This is a genomic window from Thermomonospora cellulosilytica, assembly GCF_014138835.1.
In the GTDB taxonomy this organism is placed as follows: domain Bacteria; phylum Actinomycetota; class Actinomycetes; order Streptosporangiales; family Streptosporangiaceae; genus Thermomonospora; species Thermomonospora amylolytica.
This window is the reverse complement of sequence record NZ_JACJII010000001.1, coordinates 5,340,769-5,356,242: the sequence shown is the minus strand read 5'-3', so window position 1 is coordinate 5,356,242 and position 15,474 is coordinate 5,340,769. Positions and strand designations below refer to the sequence as shown.

The 15,474-nt window shown below is 73.3% G+C and carries 16 protein-coding genes; 11 read left to right on the top strand and 5 right to left on the bottom strand.

The features are described from left to right. Positions 1-37 precede the first annotated feature (37 nt). Together HNR21_RS25330 and HNR21_RS25325 are read left to right on the top strand one after the other, a co-directional pair. Positions 38-469, top strand: coding sequence for a Rieske (2Fe-2S) protein (locus tag HNR21_RS25330; RefSeq protein ID WP_182707176.1), 432 nt, complete (start codon positions 38-40; stop codon positions 467-469). 144 nt (positions 470-613) lie between these two features. After that, positions 614-1,120, top strand: coding sequence for a Rieske (2Fe-2S) protein (locus HNR21_RS25325; RefSeq protein ID WP_182707175.1), 507 nt, complete (start codon positions 614-616; stop codon positions 1,118-1,120). Here the strand turns inward: HNR21_RS25325 and HNR21_RS25320 are convergent. Next, a complete protein-coding gene (locus HNR21_RS25320) occupies positions 1,107-2,159 on the bottom strand; it encodes a mechanosensitive ion channel family protein (protein ID WP_233358735.1) in 1,053 nt (350 codons plus the stop codon). The two genes, HNR21_RS25325 and HNR21_RS25320, sit on opposite strands and share 14 nt — an antisense overlap. Before the next feature lie 78 nt (positions 2,160-2,237). Then, positions 2,238-2,732, bottom strand: a complete 495-nt coding sequence (locus HNR21_RS25315; protein WP_182707174.1) for a hypothetical protein — start codon at positions 2,730-2,732, stop codon at positions 2,238-2,240. Between the two features lie 159 nt (positions 2,733-2,891). Here HNR21_RS25315 and uvrC point away from each other — a divergent pair, with 159 nt between their 5' ends. The 9 genes from uvrC (at position 2,892) to HNR21_RS25270 (ending at position 12,616) form a co-directional block, all read left to right on the top strand. Continuing rightward, entirely contained in the window at positions 2,892-4,946 is a 2,055-nt protein-coding gene (uvrC, locus tag HNR21_RS25310) for an excinuclease ABC subunit UvrC (protein WP_182707173.1), read from the top strand. Beyond that, positions 4,943-5,827 (top strand): RNase adapter RapZ, encoded by an 885-nt coding sequence (rapZ, locus tag HNR21_RS25305; RefSeq protein ID WP_119730716.1) that lies wholly within the window; start codon positions 4,943-4,945, stop codon positions 5,825-5,827. Before uvrC ends, rapZ begins: the two co-directional genes overlap by 4 nt. Positions 5,828-6,053: 226 nt before the next feature. Further along, on the top strand, positions 6,054-7,034 hold the full coding sequence (locus HNR21_RS25300; RefSeq protein ID WP_312881255.1) for a gluconeogenesis factor YvcK family protein: 981 nt from the start codon (positions 6,054-6,056) through the stop codon (positions 7,032-7,034). A 63-nt stretch (positions 7,035-7,097) separates the two neighbouring features. Continuing rightward, the gene (gene whiA / locus HNR21_RS25295; protein WP_119730715.1) at positions 7,098-8,078 is read left to right on the top strand and encodes a DNA-binding protein WhiA; all 981 of its coding nucleotides are present in this window, start codon (positions 7,098-7,100) and stop codon (positions 8,076-8,078) included. Positions 8,079-8,557: 479 nt separating this feature from the next. Next, positions 8,558-9,562 (top strand): type I glyceraldehyde-3-phosphate dehydrogenase, encoded by a 1,005-nt coding sequence (gene gap / locus HNR21_RS25290; protein WP_182707172.1) that lies wholly within the window; start codon positions 8,558-8,560, stop codon positions 9,560-9,562. A 123-nt stretch (positions 9,563-9,685) separates the two neighbouring features. Next, on the top strand, positions 9,686-10,945 hold the full coding sequence (locus HNR21_RS25285; protein WP_182707171.1) for a phosphoglycerate kinase: 1,260 nt from the start codon (positions 9,686-9,688) through the stop codon (positions 10,943-10,945). Between the two features lie 6 nt (positions 10,946-10,951). Further along, on the top strand, positions 10,952-11,749 hold the full coding sequence (gene tpiA, locus HNR21_RS25280) for a triose-phosphate isomerase (protein ID WP_182707170.1): 798 nt from the start codon (positions 10,952-10,954) through the stop codon (positions 11,747-11,749). Positions 11,750-11,920: 171 nt separating this feature from the next. Further along, entirely contained in the window at positions 11,921-12,163 is a 243-nt protein-coding gene (gene secG / locus HNR21_RS25275; RefSeq protein WP_119730711.1) for a preprotein translocase subunit SecG, read from the top strand. Between the two features lie 78 nt (positions 12,164-12,241). Next, positions 12,242-12,616, top strand: a complete 375-nt coding sequence (locus tag HNR21_RS25270; RefSeq protein ID WP_119730710.1) for an RNA polymerase-binding protein RbpA — start codon at positions 12,242-12,244, stop codon at positions 12,614-12,616. Between the two features lie 65 nt (positions 12,617-12,681). Here HNR21_RS25270 and HNR21_RS25265 read toward each other — a convergent pair whose 3' ends face one another. From HNR21_RS25265 to HNR21_RS25255, 3 genes are all read right to left on the bottom strand, one after another. Continuing rightward, a complete protein-coding gene (locus HNR21_RS25265) occupies positions 12,682-13,977 on the bottom strand; it encodes an acyltransferase family protein (RefSeq protein WP_182707169.1) in 1,296 nt (431 codons plus the stop codon). A gap of 66 nt (positions 13,978-14,043) precedes the next feature. Continuing rightward, positions 14,044-14,568, bottom strand: a complete 525-nt coding sequence (locus HNR21_RS25260; protein WP_182707168.1) for a helix-turn-helix domain-containing protein — start codon at positions 14,566-14,568, stop codon at positions 14,044-14,046. After that, the gene (locus HNR21_RS25255) at positions 14,565-15,425 is read right to left on the bottom strand and encodes a M23 family metallopeptidase (RefSeq protein WP_182707167.1); all 861 of its coding nucleotides are present in this window, start codon (positions 15,423-15,425) and stop codon (positions 14,565-14,567) included. Before HNR21_RS25255 ends, HNR21_RS25260 begins: the two co-directional genes overlap by 4 nt. Between the last annotated feature and the right edge of the window lie 49 nt (positions 15,426-15,474).

Here is a 15,474-nt window from a genome sequence, read left to right as displayed (position 1 = left end):
TGCCGGGGGTGACCGGGTCGCCCGAGATCATGGCGGTATGAGCGACGACAAGACGGGGGAGCCGCCCGCCGGGCCCGGGCGGCGCGCGGTGCTGTGCGGCGCGGGCCTGCTGGGCGTGGCCGGCGCCGCGGCCGCCTGCGGCGGCGGGCCGCGCGAGGTGGAGCCGTCCGCGGACCTGAAGGGCAGGGAGGTCGCCAAGGTCGCCGACGTGCCGGTCGGCGGCGGCACCGTGGTGCCCGAGCACAAGGTCGTGGTCACCCAGCCGACCGCGGGGACCTTCAAGGTGTTCGACGCCCGCTGCACCCACGCCGGCTGCCCGGTGGACCGGATCCGCCGGGACGCCATCTACTGCCCCTGCCACGGCAGCGAGTTCCGGATCGCCGACGGCACGGTGGCCAAGGGCCCGGCCTCCCGTGCTCTGCTGGAGTACCCTGCGCAGGTCAAGGGCGACGGGGTGGTCGTCGTCTGACCTGTCGTTCCGGGGGGAGCGCCCCCCGGGATCCGGGGGTGCGGACCGCCCGAGCCCGGCCGATCGAACCGCCCGCCGCGTTCACTCGTAGTGGTGGGTGTGAACGCAGGGCGCTCGGCCCACAGGCGAGGAAGGACGACACCCATGGCTCAGGAGACCGGACCGCAGATCGACCCCTCCGACCAGACGGCCCAGGGCAACACCCGGCGGGCGGTCCTGGTGGGAGCGGGCCTGCTGGGGGTGGCCGGTGTCGCGGCCGCCTGCGGCGGAGGCGAGGACGGCGGCACCGCCGGGGGCGGGACGGACACCGGGCAGGACACCGGCGGCGGCCAGGCCGGGGGCGGCTCCGGAGGCGGTGGAGGCGGCGGCGCGCTCGCCCAGACCAGCGAGGTCCCGGTCGGCGGCGGCAAGGTCTTCAAGGACCAGGGCGTGGTCGTCACCCAGCCGACGCAGGGCGAGTTCAAGGCGTTCGACGTCAAGTGCACCCACCGGGGCTGCCCGGTCGACTCCGTGGAGGGCGGCACCATCAACTGCCCCTGCCACGGCAGCAAGTTCAGCATCACCGACGGCTCCCCGCAGGGCGGCCCCGCCGGCAAGCCCCTGGCGGCCAAGCAGGTCACCGTCGAGGGGACGTCGATCAGGCTGGCCTGACCGCGTCGACGGGCAGTTCGGCGCGGAACCGGGGGAGCGCCTGCGGGTGCTCCCGCCGCAGGTAGGCGACGATGTGCTCGCGGGCGTCGCAGCGCAGATCCCAGGCGCTGGCGGCGTCCGCGGCGCTCATCAGCGCCCGCAGCTGCACCAGCCCGTTCGGCAGCACGTCGGTCACCTGCAGCACCCAGTCCCGCTGGTCCCACAGCGGATGCTCGCGCAGGAACCGGTACAGCTCGGTGCGCAGGTCCTCCACCGGCACCGTCCAGTCGACGTGGAACACCACCGCACCGATCACCCGGCTGGTGTGCCGGGTCCAGTTCTCGAACGGCCGCTCGGTGAAGTACGACACCGGCAGCACCAGCCGCCGCTCGTCCCAGGTCCGCACCACCACGTACGACAGGGTCAGCTCCTCGATGCGGCCCCACTCGCCCTCGACGACCACCACGTCGTCCAGCCGCAGCGCGTCGCTGAACGCCAGTTGCAGGCCCGCGAACAGGTTGCCCAGCACCGGCCGGGCCGCGACACCGGCCACCAGGCCGGCGATGCCGGCCGAGGCCAGCACACCGGCCCCCAGCGCCCGCACCGCAGGGAACGAGAACAGCACCACCCCGGTCGCCACCACGACCAGCACCGCGCCGATGACCCGGCGCAGCAGCAGCATCTGGGTGCGCGCCCGGCGGGCCCGGCGGTTGCGCTCGCCCTCCACCCGGGTCAGCTTCTCCAGCGCGGGATCGGTCAGCGCGTAGATGATCCGCAGCAGCAGCCAGGTGGCGGTGGCCACCGCCACGATCCACAGCAGGTGCCGCACCGGCCGGTCCACCGAGGGGCCGCCGAGGTGCTCGGCCGTCGGCAGCGACGCCCGCGCGCTGAACGCGGCCGCCGCCGCGAACGCCGGCGCGGTCACCCGGCGGGCCGCCTGACCGGCACCGGGCCAGCGGTGCGACAGCGGACCGGCCAGCAGCCGGCGGACCACCTCCACGACGGTCACCGAGACCAGGACGGTGGCGGCGAAGATCGTCCACGCCGAGAAGGCGGACACGGGTGAGACCTCCCTGTTTGCCGAGGATCTACCTTCCTGACCGTATCCCCGGGAACAAGGGCCCGAACGAGATCCAGATCACTGCGACCCGGCCGGCGGGCGCCGCGCGCCGTACCGGCCCCGCGCCCACTCGGCCACCGCCGGGCGGCGCAGCAGCAGCGCGGCGGCCAGCAGCGCGCCGCCGACCAGCACCGGGACCACGACGTCCAGCGGGTCGCGGTACTCGTCCGGAAGGCCGACGGTCACCAGCACCGAGCCGACCATGATGAGCGCCCCGAAGCCGGTGGCCAGCGTCACCATCTGCCGGATGGCCATCGGCCCGCCGGCCCAGATCCGCCACATCCACAGCGCCAGCACGGCCGTCCAGCCGATCATGTAGGCCAGCTGGGTGCCGAAATCCTCGTCGCCGATCATGTCCGGCATCCCCACCGTCATGCTGCCCACCCAGAACAGGCCGATGATCGTCAAGGCCGCGGGCACCTGCCAGGGACGCCGGGGGACGGGTCCGGCGGTCCGCGCCCGCGGTTCCGCGGATCCGGGGTGCGCGGGCGGCTCTTCGGACTTGGGGCTCACGGCGACCTCCTCGCGCGACCGGACGAACGCGGATCCGACGAGATCACGACATGCCGGGTTCCGCGGCGCCGGAGCCGGCGGGGGGACGGGAGGAACGCTCACCCGGGACCGGAGCCCGGACAGCCCGGGCTGTCGGTACGGCGGACTAGGCTTTTCGGCGTGGCAGACCCCGCGACCTATCGACCCGCCCCCGGGTCCGTACCGGACTCGCCGGGGGTCTACCGGTTCCGTGACGAGCACGGCCGGATCATCTACGTGGGCAAGGCCAAGAGCCTGCGCTCACGGCTGAACTCCTACTTCGCCGACTTCGCGGGACTGCACCCCCGGACCCAGACCATGCTGCGCACCGCGGTCGGGGTCGACTGGACGGTGGTCGGCACCGAGGTCGAGGCGCTGCAGCTGGAGTACTCCTGGATCAAGGAGTTCGATCCCCGGTTCAACGTTCGTTACCGGGACGACAAGTCCTACCCGTACCTTGCGGTGACCCTCGACGAGGAGTACCCGCGCGTGATGGTGATGCGCGGCGCCCGGCGCAAGGGCGTCCGCTACTTCGGGCCGTACTCGCACGCCTGGGCGATCCGCGAGACGGTCGACCTGCTGCTGCGCGCGTTCCCGGTGCGGACCTGCAAGCCCGGGGTCTTCAAGCGCGCCCGCCAGATCGGCCGGCCCTGCCTGCTCGGCTACATCGGCAAGTGCTCGGCGCCGTGCGTGGGCCGGGTGGACGCCGACGGGCACCGGCGGCTCGCCGAGGACTTCTGCGCGTTCATGGCCGGCGACACCACCCGCTTCATCAGGCGCATCGAAAAGGAGATGTACGCCGCCGCCGAGGCCGAGGAGTTCGAACGGGCCGCCCGGCTGCGCGACGACATGCGGGCGCTGCAGCGGGCCCTGGAGAAGCAGGCGGTGGTGCTGGGGGAGGGCACCGACTGCGACGTGATCGCGCTCGCCGAGGACCCGCTGGAGGCCGCCGTCCAGGTCTTCTACGTGCGCGGCGGCCGGATCCGCGGGCAGCGCGGCTGGGTGGTCGACAAGGTCGAGGACCTGACCACCGCCGACCTGGTCGAGCACTTCCTCACCCAGATCTACGGCGAGAGCGACTCGGTGCCGCGCGAGGTGCTGGTGCCGGTCGGGCCGCCGGACGCCGAGGCGATGACCGAACTGCTGGCCGAGCGGCGCGGCGGCCCGGTGCGCATCCGGGTGCCGCGCCGCGGCGACAAGAAGGCCCTGCTGGAGACCGTCGCCCGCAACGCCGTGGAGGCCCTCAAACAGCACAAGACCCGCCGCGCCGGCGACCTGACCACCCGCAGCCAGGCGCTGCAGGAGATCCAGGAGGCCCTCGAGCTCGACGAGGCCCCGCTGCGGATCGAGTGCTACGACGTGTCCAACCTGCAGGGCACCAACGTGGTCGCGTCCATGGTGGTGTTCGAGGACGGCCTGGCCCGCAAGGGCGAGTACCGGCGGTTCACCATCAGGGCCGTCGAGGGGCAGGACGACGTCCGTTCCATCCACGAGGTGATCACCCGCCGGTTCAGGCGCTACCTGGCCGAACGCGACAAGGTCGCCGAGGACGCCGCGACCGGCGACCACGACGAGGGCGCCGCTGGCGACGTGCTGGCCTCCTACGGCTTCGAGGACGCGGGCGAGGAGGAACCCGCCGCCCACGGCCCCATCGACCCGCGGACGGGCAGGCCCCGCAAGTTCGCCTACCCGCCCAACCTGGTCGTGGTGGACGGCGGGCCGCCGCAGGTCGCCGCGGCCCAGCGGGCGCTGGACGAGCTGGGGCTGCCGGAGATCGCGGTGTGCGGGCTGGCCAAGCGGATGGAGGAGATCTGGCTGCCCGGCGACGAGGACCCGGTGATCCTGCCCCGCGGCAGCAAGGGCCTGTACCTGATGCAGCACCTGCGGGACGAGGCGCACCGGTTCGCGATCGCCTTCCACCGGCAGCGCCGCTCCAAGGCGATGACGGCCAGCGAGCTGGACGGCGTGCCCGGCCTGGGCCCGGCCCGCCGCACCGCCCTGCTCAAGCACTTCGGCTCGCTCAAGCGGCTGCGCGAGGCCACACCCGACCAGATCGCCGAGGTCCCGGGCATCGGGCTGCGCACCGCCGAGCAGATCGCCGCCGCGCTGCGAGGCGCGGACGGCACGGGGGACCCGGCCGGCGGGCCGGGCGGTCCGGCCGCAGCACACCGCACCGCTGATGGGGGAGGCACATGACCGCCGACGGCCACAAACGCATTCCGGACATCGTCATCGTCACCGGCATGTCCGGGGCCGGCCGCAGCACGGCCGCCAAGGCGCTGGAGGACCTCGACTGGTTCGTGGTCGACAACCTGCCGCCGGGACTGCTGGCGACCATGGCCGACCTGGGCGGCCGGGTCAAGGACGCGGTGCCGCGGATCGCGGTGGTGGTGGACGTGCGCAGCCGCGCGTTCACCAGCGACCTGTACTCGGCGATCGCCGAGCTGGAGGCGCGCGGGGTGCATCCCCGGGTGGTGTTCCTGGAGGCCGGCGACGAGGAACTGGTGCGCCGGTTCGAGGCGGTGCGCCGGCCGCATCCGCTGCAGGGGGACGGGCGGCTGGTCGAGGGCATCGCCCGGGAGCGGGAGCTGCTGCGCGCGGTGCGCGCCGAGGCCGACCTGGTGATCGACACCAGCGGGCTGAACGTGCACGAGCTGCGCGCCAAGATCGTCGGCTTCTTCGGCGCCGACAGCGGCGCGCCCAGCCTGCGCGCCACCGTGGTCTCGTTCGGCTACAAGTACGGCCTGCCGGTGGACGCCGACCTGGTGGTGGACTGCCGGTTCCTGCCCAACCCGCACTGGGTGCCCGAGCTGCGGCCGATGAACGGCCGGGACGCCCCCGTCCGCGACTACGTGCTCGGCCAGCGCGGCGCCAAGGAGTTCCTGGACTCCTACACCGAGGTGCTGCGGCTGCTGGCCGAGGGGTACGAACGCGAGGGCAAGCACTATGTGACCCTGGCGGTGGGCTGCACCGGCGGCAAGCACCGCAGCGTGGCGATGGCCGAGCAGCTGGCCGCCCGGCTGCGCGACACCGGCATCGAGGTCCAGGTCGCCCACCGCGACCTGGGCCGGGAGTGAGCGCCCGGCCGGTCCGGGATTGATCCGCCGCTGCCGGGCAAGAACCCACGGCCACCGGCGGGCCGCGCGCGCCGGGTCGCGGGGTCGCCGACGATGTCCGCGATGCTCGAAGATAGTGCCGTTCGTCCGCCCGCCGGGGCGGACGCCGGGTCCGCGGACGGAGGGGCGAGTCGGGAGTGCGAGCAGGACGGACGGCCGGCCGGGCCGATGAGGGCGGGGCGATGGCGTGATCGGACGCGGTGGCCACAGGGTGGTGGCGCTCGGCGGAGGGCACGGGCTGTACGCGTCGCTGTCGGCGCTGCGGCGGGTCACGCAGCGGCTCACCGCCGTCGTGACGGTGGCCGACGACGGCGGCTCCAGCGGCCGGCTGCGCCGCGAGCTGGGGGTGCTGCCGCCCGGCGACCTGCGGATGGCGCTGGCCGCGCTGTGCGGCGACGACGAGTGGGGCCGGACCTGGAGCCGGGTCGTGCAGCACCGCTTCCGCAGCCAGGGGGAACTGCACGAGCACGCGGTCGGCAACCTGCTGATCGTGGCGCTGTGGGAGCTGCTGGGGGAGGGCGAGGCCGGCGCGACCCGGCCGGAGGCCACGGTGGCCGGGCTGGACTGGGTGGGCCGGCTGCTGGGCGCGCAGGGCCGGGTGCTGCCGATGGCGTCGGTCCCGCTGGACATCGTCGCCGACGTGCAGGGCGCCGACCCGGCCAGGCCCGACGACGTCGTGCAGGTCCGCGGTCAGGTGGCGTGCGCCAAGACGCCCGGCAAGGTGCTGGGGGTGTCGCTGGTGCCGCCCGACCCGCCGGCCTGCCCCGAGGCGCTGGCCGCGATCGAGGACGCCGACTGGGTGGTGTTCGGCCCCGGCTCCTGGTTCACCAGCGTGCTGGTGCACCTGAAGGTCCCCGAGCTGGCCCGGGCGCTGATCGGGACCCGGGCGCGGCGGGTGGTCGCGCTCAACCTGGCGCCGCAGCCGGGGGAGACCGACGGGTTCTCCCCGCAGGCCCATCTGGAGGTGCTCCAGTCGCACGCGCCGGACCTGCGGGTCGACGTGGTGCTGGCCGACCGCGGGGTGGTGGAGGACGCCGACGCCCTCGACAAGGCGGTGCGGATGCTGGGGGGACGGCTGATGCTCGCCGACGTGGCGGCCGCCGACGGCACTCCGCGGCACGATCCGGCTCGGCTGGCCCAAGCTTTCGCACAGATATTCACTGACTGAGGCACTGCCCGCCGGGAATCGGCGAGACTGCTGGACGGGTTCACGAGGGGGAGGTATTCGTCTATGGCGATGACCGGCGTGGTGAAGGACGAGCTGAGCAGGCTGTCGATCATGAAGCCCTGCTGCCGCAAGGCCGAGGTGTCGACGCTGCTGCGGTTCGCCGGCGGGCTGCATCTGGTGAGCGGCCGGATCGTGATCGAGGCCGAGCTCGACACCGGTGCCGCCGCCCGCCGGTTGCGCAAGGACATCGCGGAGGTGTTCGGGCACACCTCCGACGTGGTGGTGCTCGCCCCCAGTGGGCTGCGCAAGGGCAACCGGTACGTGGTGCGGGTGTTCCGCGAGGGCGAGTCGCTGGCTCGGCAGACCGGCCTGATCGACAACCACGGCCGCCCGGTGCGGGGGCTGCCGCGGCACGTGGTGGCGGGCGCGGCCTGTGACGCCGAGTCGGCCTGGCGGGGGGCGTTCCTGGCGCACGGCTCCCTCACCGAACCCGGCCGTTCCATGTCGCTGGAGGTCACCTGCCCCGGCCCGGAGGCCGCGCTGGCGCTGGTCGGCGCCGCCCGCCGGCTCAAGGTGCCGGCCAAGGCCCGCGAGGTGCGCGGCGTGGACCGGGTGGTGGTCCGCGACGGCGACGCCATCAGCGCGCTGCTCACCCGGCTGGGCGCCCACGACAGCGTGCTGGCCTGGGAGGAACGCCGGATGCGCCGCGAGGTCCGGGCCACCGCCAACCGGCTGGCCAACTTCGACGACGCCAACCTGCGCCGGTCCGCCCGCGCCGCCGTGGCGGCCGGCGCCCGCGTCGCCCGCGCCCTGGAGATCCTCGGCGACGACGCGCCCGAGCACCTGGTGGCCGCCGGCAAGCTCCGCCTGGAGCACAAGCAGGCCTCCCTGGAGGAGCTCGGCCAGCTCGCCGACCCGCCGCTGACCAAGGACGCCATCGCCGGCCGCATCCGCCGCCTGCTGGCCATGGCCGACAAGCGCGCCAGCGAGGCCGGCATCCCCGGCACCGAGGCCAACCTGACCGCCGACATGCTGGCGCCCTGATTTCGGCCGCGGCGAAGCCGCGGCGGCTCGCGGGCCTTTTGACGCGTGGCCGTGCGGTCGTCGTTTTCAAGATCGCTCGTTCCTCGCGATCTTGAAAGCCTCCTCCCTTACGGCCACACGGGCCCGCTCGCGGTGGCCTTCAGGGTCCTCGGGTGCAGGGTCTCGGGCGCCCTCGGGTGCAGGGGCTCGGGACCGGGACGGTGGGCTTCGGGGTGAATGGTGAGGGCGGGATCGGGAAAAGCTGGAGTTACTGATTGGTCTAGACCACAATGGTTTAGACCAATCCGGTGAGAGCGGTCCCTCTCCCTCGTGGGAGTGAGGGCGGCTCACCCTCGGCTTCACCCTTGGGCGGTGTCGGGGCTCGGCGAGGGGATTGGATAGGGTCGCAAGAGGTGGATCCCGAGGATCCGCCCCAAGAGACGTAGTGCTGCCAGGCCCGGACGACACCGGGCGGGACGAGGTACGAGGAGAGCGGTTCGGTGACCATCCGCGTAGGCATCAACGGGTTCGGCCGGATCGGCCGGAACTTCTACCGCGCCCTGCTGGCCGGCGGGGCCGACGTCGAGGTCGTGGCGGTCAACGACCTGACCGACAACGCCACCCTCGCCCACCTGCTGAAGTACGACAGCATCCTCGGCCGGCTGGGCGAGGAGGTGAAGGCGAGCGCGGACGAGATCGTGGTCGGCGGCCGCGCCATCAAGGCGTTCGCCGAGCGCGACCCGAACAACCTCAAGTGGGGCGACCTCGGCGTGGACGTCGTGGTCGAGTCCACCGGGCTGTTCACCGACGCCACCAAGGCCAGGGTGCACGCCGACAACGGGGCCAAGAAGGTCATCATCTCGGCGCCGGCCAAGAACGAGGACGTCACCGTGGTGATGGGGGTCAACCACGAGCAGTACGACCCCGCCAACCACACCATCATCTCCAACGCGTCCTGCACCACCAACTGCCTGGCGCCGATGGCCAAGGTGCTGCACGACACGTTCGGCATCGAGCGCGGCCTGATGACCACCATCCACGCCTACACGCAGGACCAGAACCTGCAGGACGGGCCGCACAAGGACCTGCGCCGCGCCCGCGCCGCCGCCCTGAACATCGTGCCGACCTCCACCGGCGCCGCCAAGGCGATCGGGCTGGTGCTGCCGGACCTGAAGGGCAAGCTGGACGGGTACGCGCTGCGCGTGCCGATCCCCACCGGCTCGGCCACCGACCTGACCGTCACGCTGGCCCGCGAGACCACCGTCGAGGAGGTCAACGCGGCGATCAAGGAGGCCGCCGAGGGCCCGCTGCGCGGCATCCTCACCTACACCGAGGACCCGATCGTGTCCGCCGACATCGTCACCGACCCGGCCTCCTGCATCTTCGACGCCGGCCTCACCAAGGTGATCGGCGACCAGGTCAAGGTCGTCGGCTGGTACGACAACGAGTGGGGCTACTCCAACCGCCTGGTGGACCTGGTCAAGCTCGTCGGTTCCCAGCTCTGAAGACCCGCTCCCCCGCCGTGACCGCGCCGCCGCGCGGTCACGGCGGTCCTTGTATGACGGGCGGCGGCGCGTCCGCCGCCGCCACGAGGGAGCCGAGTCCCGCCATGAGTGGAAGGACATCGATTGCGCACCATTGACGATCTCGACGTACGCGGGAAGCGGGTGCTCGTCCGCGCGGACCTGAACGTCCCGCTCGACGACGGCGGAGCGAGCGCAGCGAGTGACGCTGTCCCCGAATCGGGGGGTGCGGGGGGTCGTCCCCCCGCAGTGACTCGCCGCATCACCGACGACGGCCGGATCCGGGCCAGCCTGCCGACCATCGACGCGCTGCGCGAGCGCGGCGCCAAGGTCATCGTCTGCGCCCATCTGGGCCGTCCCAAGGGCGAGGTGAAGCCCGAGTTCTCGCTGGCCCCGGTCGCCCGGCGGCTCGGCGAGCTGCTCGGCACCGAGGTCGCGTTCGCCTCCGACGTGGTCGGCGAGTCCGCGTCCCGGATCGCCGGGCAGCTGGCCGACGGCCAGGTCGCGCTGCTGGAGAACCTGCGCTTCGAGCCGGGCGAGACCAGCAAGGACGACGCCGAGCGCGGCGCGTTCGCCGACCGGCTCGCCGCCCTCGCCGAGCTGTACGTGGGCGACGGGTTCGGGGCGGTGCACCGCAAGCACGCCAGCGTCTACGACGTCCCGCGGCGCCTGCCGCACGCCGCCGGCGGCCTGATCGCCACCGAGGTCGGCGTGCTCAAGCGGCTCACCGAGAACGTCGAGCGCCCGTACGCGGTGGTGCTCGGCGGCTCCAAGGTCTCCGACAAGCTCGGCGTCATCGACAACCTGCTGGGCAAGGCCGACCGGATCCTCATCGGCGGCGGCATGGTCTTCACCTTCCTGAAGGCCCAGGGCCACGAGGTCGGCAGGAGCCTGCTGGAGGAGGACCAGCTCGACACCGTCACCGAGTACCTGGCCCGGGCCGAGAAGGCCGGGGTGGAGTTCGTGCTGCCGGTCGACATCGTGGCGGCCACCGCGTTCGCCGCCGACGCCGACCACGACGTGGTCCCCGCCGACGCGATCCCCGCCGACCGGATGGGCCTGGACATCGGCCCCGCCTCCGGGCGGCTGTTCGCCGAGCGGCTGGCCGGGGCGAGGACGGTGTTCTGGAACGGCCCGATGGGCGTGTTCGAGATGGAGCCGTTCTCGCACGGCACCCGCGCCATCGCCCAGGGCCTGATCGACTCCGGCGCGTTCACCGTGGTCGGCGGCGGCGACTCGGCCGCGGCGGTGCGCACCCTCGGCTTCGACGAGGCCGCCTTCTCGCACATCTCGACCGGCGGCGGAGCGAGCCTGGAGTACCTGGAAGGCAAGACGCTGCCCGGCCTGTCGGCACTGGAGGACTGAACGAGCATGGCCCCCGCCAAGACCCCTTCCCGTAAGCCGATCATCGCCGGCAACTGGAAGATGAACAACACCCACTTCGAGGCGATGGCGCTGGTGCAGAAGCTGGCGTTCGCGCTCAAGGAGGCCGACTACGAGGCCGTCGAGGTGGTGGTGCTGCCGCCGTTCACCGCGCTCCGCTCGGTGCAGACGCTGGTGGACGCCGACAAGCTGGACATCCGCTACGGCGCGCAGGACGTGTCCGCGCACGCCTCGGGCGCCTACACCGGCGAGGTGTCCGGCGCGATGCTGAACAAGCTGGGCTGCACCTACGCGGTGATCGGGCACTCCGAGCGGCGCCAGTACCACCGCGAGGACGACGCCCTGGTCAACGCCAAGATCAAGGCGGCGTACGCCAACGAGCTGACCCCCATCCTGTGCGTGGGGGAGGGCCTGGAGGTGCGCAAGGCCGGGCGGCACGTCGAGCACACCCTGGCCCAGGTCGACGGGGCGCTGGAGAAGATCCCCGCCGACCAGGCCCGGTCCATCGTGATCGCCTACGAGCCGGTGTGGGCGATCGGCACCGGCGAGGTCGCCACCCCGGCCGACGCGCAGGAGGTCTGCGCGGCGATCCGCGGGCGGCTGGCCGAGCTGTACGACGAGGAGCTGGCCGCCGGGGTCCGCATCCAGTACGGCGGGTCGGTCAAGGGCGACAACATCGCCGGGATCATGGCCCAGCCGGACGTGGACGGCGCGCTGGTGGGCGGGGCCAGCCTGGACGCCGGCGAGTTCGTCAAGATCTGCCGATACCGGGACCTGCCGGTCTGATCGGCCTGCACGAAAACGAGGTGACACGCCGGTGCGTGGCGGGGTTCTTGCTGAACCAGCGGTCACTTCGTCGTACCCTCGATATCTGACGGGTAAACCGCCCGGCTCCGTCAGCCGTTGTCGACCAGCGCCCCGCGCCGCGGGGCCGGCCAGAGAAGGCGCTGAACAACCGTGATCCTTGGAACCTCGATCGTCCTGATCGTCACCAGCCTGCTGATGGTCCTGCTCGTCCTGATGCACAAGGGCAAGGGCGGGGGGCTGTCCGACATGTTCGGCGGCGGCATCTCCTCGTCCCTGGGCGGATCCTCCGTGGTCGAGCGCAACCTCGACCGGCTGACGATCGGCACCGGGATCATCTGGTTCGCGTCGATCATCGTCCTCGGCCTGCTGCTGAAGTCCAACGGCGCCGGCTGAGCCGGGTCACCCCCCAGGTAGTACGCAGCCGCCGTTGTCCCGCTCGGGGGCGGCGGCCGATGAATCGAGGAGTAGTCCGTGGGTAGTGGCAACGCCATTCGGGGCAGCCGGGTCGGGGCCGGCCCGATGGGAGAGGCCGAGCGCGGGGACGCCGCGCCCCGGGTCTGGGTCAGCTTCTACTGTGCCAACCGGCACGAGACCCGGCCCAGCTTCGCCACCGACGTGGCGATCCCCGACACGTGGGACTGCCCCCGTTGCGGTTTCCCGGCGGGCAAGGACCCCGACAACCCGCCGGCCCCGCCCAAGACCGAGCCGTACAAGACGCACCTGGCGTACGTCAAGGAGCGGCGCAGCGACGAGGACGGGCGGGCCATCCTCGAGGAGGCGCTGGCCAAGCTGCGGGAGAAGCGCGCCGCGGTGAAGGCCGCGATGGAGTCGGCCGGCCGGGGCTGAGCGACCGGACGGCACGGCCCGGGTTCCCGTTCCGCGACGGGGCCCGGGCCGTTCGCCGTCCGGGGCTATCGTCGGGCGACGGTCCGCCGGGGCGCGGCGGGCGTGTCGTCCCTGGCGTCGTGGTGGGATCGGGCCGGCAGCCGGCGGGCCAGCCTGCGGCCGAGGCGGCGGGCCGGTTCCTCCACCGTCCGCTGGGTGAGCAGGCTGGCCGGAACGAGCGCCGCCAGGAACACCGCCAGCCACAGCGGGGCGTCGGAGCCCGGCCGCCCGAACACCGCGTCCGCGGTCACCAGCAGCACCGGGTGCAGCAGGTAGACCGAGTAGCTGATCACGCCCAGGCCGGTGAGCCAGCGGGGCATCCGGCGGTGCCGCAGCGCCATCCCCACCGCGAACGTGACGGCCGCCAGCAGCACCGCGGACGCCCACGCGCGGCGCAGCCCGAGCACCTGGTCGGCGGGCAGGTTCCAGCCGCCCATGTGCCAGAGCCCGGCGGCCACGGCGACCGCCAGCACCAGCCCGCCGCCGGCCGCCGCGGCCCCCACGCCGATCTGCCGGTGCTCGGCGCGGTAGATCGCGGTGCCGGTGAACATCACCGCCAGGATGACCAGGCCCTCCCACAGCGGCACCCGGCCGTTGGCGGTCAGCAGCACGGCGGCCAGCACCCCGCCCAGCACGGTGCCCGCGGTCCGCACCGCCGGGCGGCCGGAGAACGCGCAGCCGATCGCGGCGGCCAGCACCAGCGCGGTGACGGTGACGACCGGGGCGGTCCCGGCGGCGCGGGCCAGCGCACCGGCCGACGGCAGCCCGCCGAGCACCACGGCCGCCCCGGCGGCGGTGGCCAGTCCCGCCGCCACCCCCGCCGAACGGCGGTGCAGGCCCACCGCGAACAGCGCCGCGACCAGCAGGTAGAACACCATCTCGTAGGACAGCGTCCACAGCACGTTCAGCGCGTTGGGCACCGCCAGCAGGTCCTGCAGCATGGTCAGGTGGGCGAGCGCGGCCACCCAGCCGTTCATGTCGCCCAGGCCGTCGCGCAGCGGCCACAGCCCGGCGGCGGCGATCGCCGTGATCGCGGCCAGCGCGAACAGCAGCAGCGGGTAGATCCGGAACGCCCGGCCCACCCAGAACCGCGGCAGCGAGCCCGACCGTTCCAGCGAGGCCGGGATGATGTACCCGCTGACCAGGAAGAAGACCAGGACCCCGTACATGCCCGGGTCGAACCAGGCCGTCAGCCGGGCGCGCAGGTCCGGGGTGTAGTGGTAGGTGGCGTGGTGGAAGGCCACCGCCATGGCGGCCAGCCCGCGCAGCGCGTCCAGCCAAGCCAGACGCGCGGCGGTCCCGTTCGCGTGTGCCGCTCCCATGTCCCAAGCGACCCTATAAGCCCTCCCTGACCGGATGCGCCCCCCGGCGGCCGGATGGGCGGCTTTTCAGCGCTGTGCGGCGGCCAGCACCACCAGGAGCGGGACGACGCGTTCGCCCGGGACGGCGTACTGCCCGCGGGCCGTGGTGCGCAGCCATCCGGCCGCGACCAGCTGGCGGAGATGGTGGTAGAGCTGCCCGGACGTGCCGAGCCGTTCGTGCGCGCCGAGCTCGGCGACGGTGCGGGCGCCGTGCAGGATCTCGCGGAGCAGCAGCAGCCGGATCGGATGGCCCAAAGCGGCCACCGCCGCGGCGGCCTCGCCCCAGTCCCGGTCCAGCAGGTGCTCCGCCGTGAACTCCTGCTGCCACTCGAAGTGCTCGCCGCCGGGCAGCGTCACCGCGCCGGTGAACAGCACCCGGCCGCCGGGCTCGCCGGTGCGTTCCTTGAGCCCCTCCAGGGCCCAGAACGTCCCGGCGTCCGGGACGGCCTCGCCCTCGGCGGGGCGGGCGCGTTCCAGCTCGGCGACGCGGGCCTCCAGCCGGGCCACCCGTTCGGCGAGCGAGGGGTCGCCGTCGGTCGAGGGCTCGGTCAACCGTGCTCCTTGATGCTCGCGCCGATGCTCGTGGCGGTGGTGAACACCTGCATGTTCTTCGGCACACCGTAGTGCTCGGCGCCGTCGGCGCGGAATGCGAAGGCGAACGGCAGCCCCAGGGAGGTCGCCGCCCTGGGGGAGTCCATGAGCTGGAAGTGCAGGTGCGGCTCGGAGGAGTTGCCGGAGTTGCCGCACTCGGCGATCGGCTCGCCCGCCGCGACCCGCTGCCCGGGCCGCACCCGCACCGAGCCGCGCCGCAGGTGGGCCAGGGCCGCGTACACCCCGTCGCCGAGGTCCAGGACGACGTGGTTGCCGAGCAGGAAGCGCGGGCTGAAGGCGGCGGCGAGGCCGCGCACGATGCCCTCGACGAGGAACAGGTAGATCACGCCCGGCCAGGAGTCGCGGCTCCAGTGGTCGCGCTGCCCGTCCACGGCCCGTACCACCACCGCGTCGGCGGGGGCCAGGATCGGCCGGCCGAACGAGGGGAACGCCTCGGGCCGCCGCGCCACCGGCCAGGCTCCCCGCACCGCCTTCCAGCCGGAGCCGTCGTCGGGACGGTGCACCAGGTCGACGGCGTAGGTCTGGCCGAACTCGTGGGTGCCGTGGCTGGGGGTCTTGTCGGCCGGGCTGTTGACCGCCATCCACCGGCCCGTCACCGGCGGGTGGACCCCGACGGGCTCGCGGCGTACCTGCCCGAGCGGCACGAAGAACAGCACCAGCATGCCCAGGACCACCGCCATCCCGATCGAGCCGAGCCAGTCGGCGTCGTGGAACAGCGTGCTGAACGCCAGGGCGAGCCCGGCGACCAGCAGTGGCATCCGGACCCGTGCGATGTGGCGGGGGAGCGAGCCGGTCATGGAAGCCTCCTGCGGTTCGAGTTCTCCTCCACTATTACGAATCTACGTA

What these genes read in the sequence shown, in the direction of transcription:
- HNR21_RS25330 (WP_182707176.1), top strand. Translation starts at nt 38, where the DNA reads ATGAGCGACGACAAGACGGGGGAGCCGCCCGCCGGGCCCGGGCGGCGC.
- HNR21_RS25325 (WP_182707175.1), top strand. Translation starts at nt 614, where the DNA reads ATGGCTCAGGAGACCGGACCGCAGATCGACCCCTCCGACCAGACGGCC.
- rapZ (WP_119730716.1), top strand. Translation starts at nt 4,943, where the DNA reads ATGACCGCCGACGGCCACAAACGCATTCCGGACATCGTCATCGTCACC.
- whiA (WP_119730715.1), top strand. Translation starts at nt 7,098, where the DNA reads ATGGCGATGACCGGCGTGGTGAAGGACGAGCTGAGCAGGCTGTCGATC.
- tpiA (WP_182707170.1), top strand. Translation starts at nt 10,952, where the DNA reads ATGGCCCCCGCCAAGACCCCTTCCCGTAAGCCGATCATCGCCGGCAAC.
- HNR21_RS25265 (WP_182707169.1), bottom strand. Translation starts at nt 13,977, where the DNA reads ATGGGAGCGGCACACGCGAACGGGACCGCCGCGCGTCTGGCTTGGCTG.
- HNR21_RS25255 (WP_182707167.1), bottom strand. Translation starts at nt 15,425, where the DNA reads ATGACCGGCTCGCTCCCCCGCCACATCGCACGGGTCCGGATGCCACTG.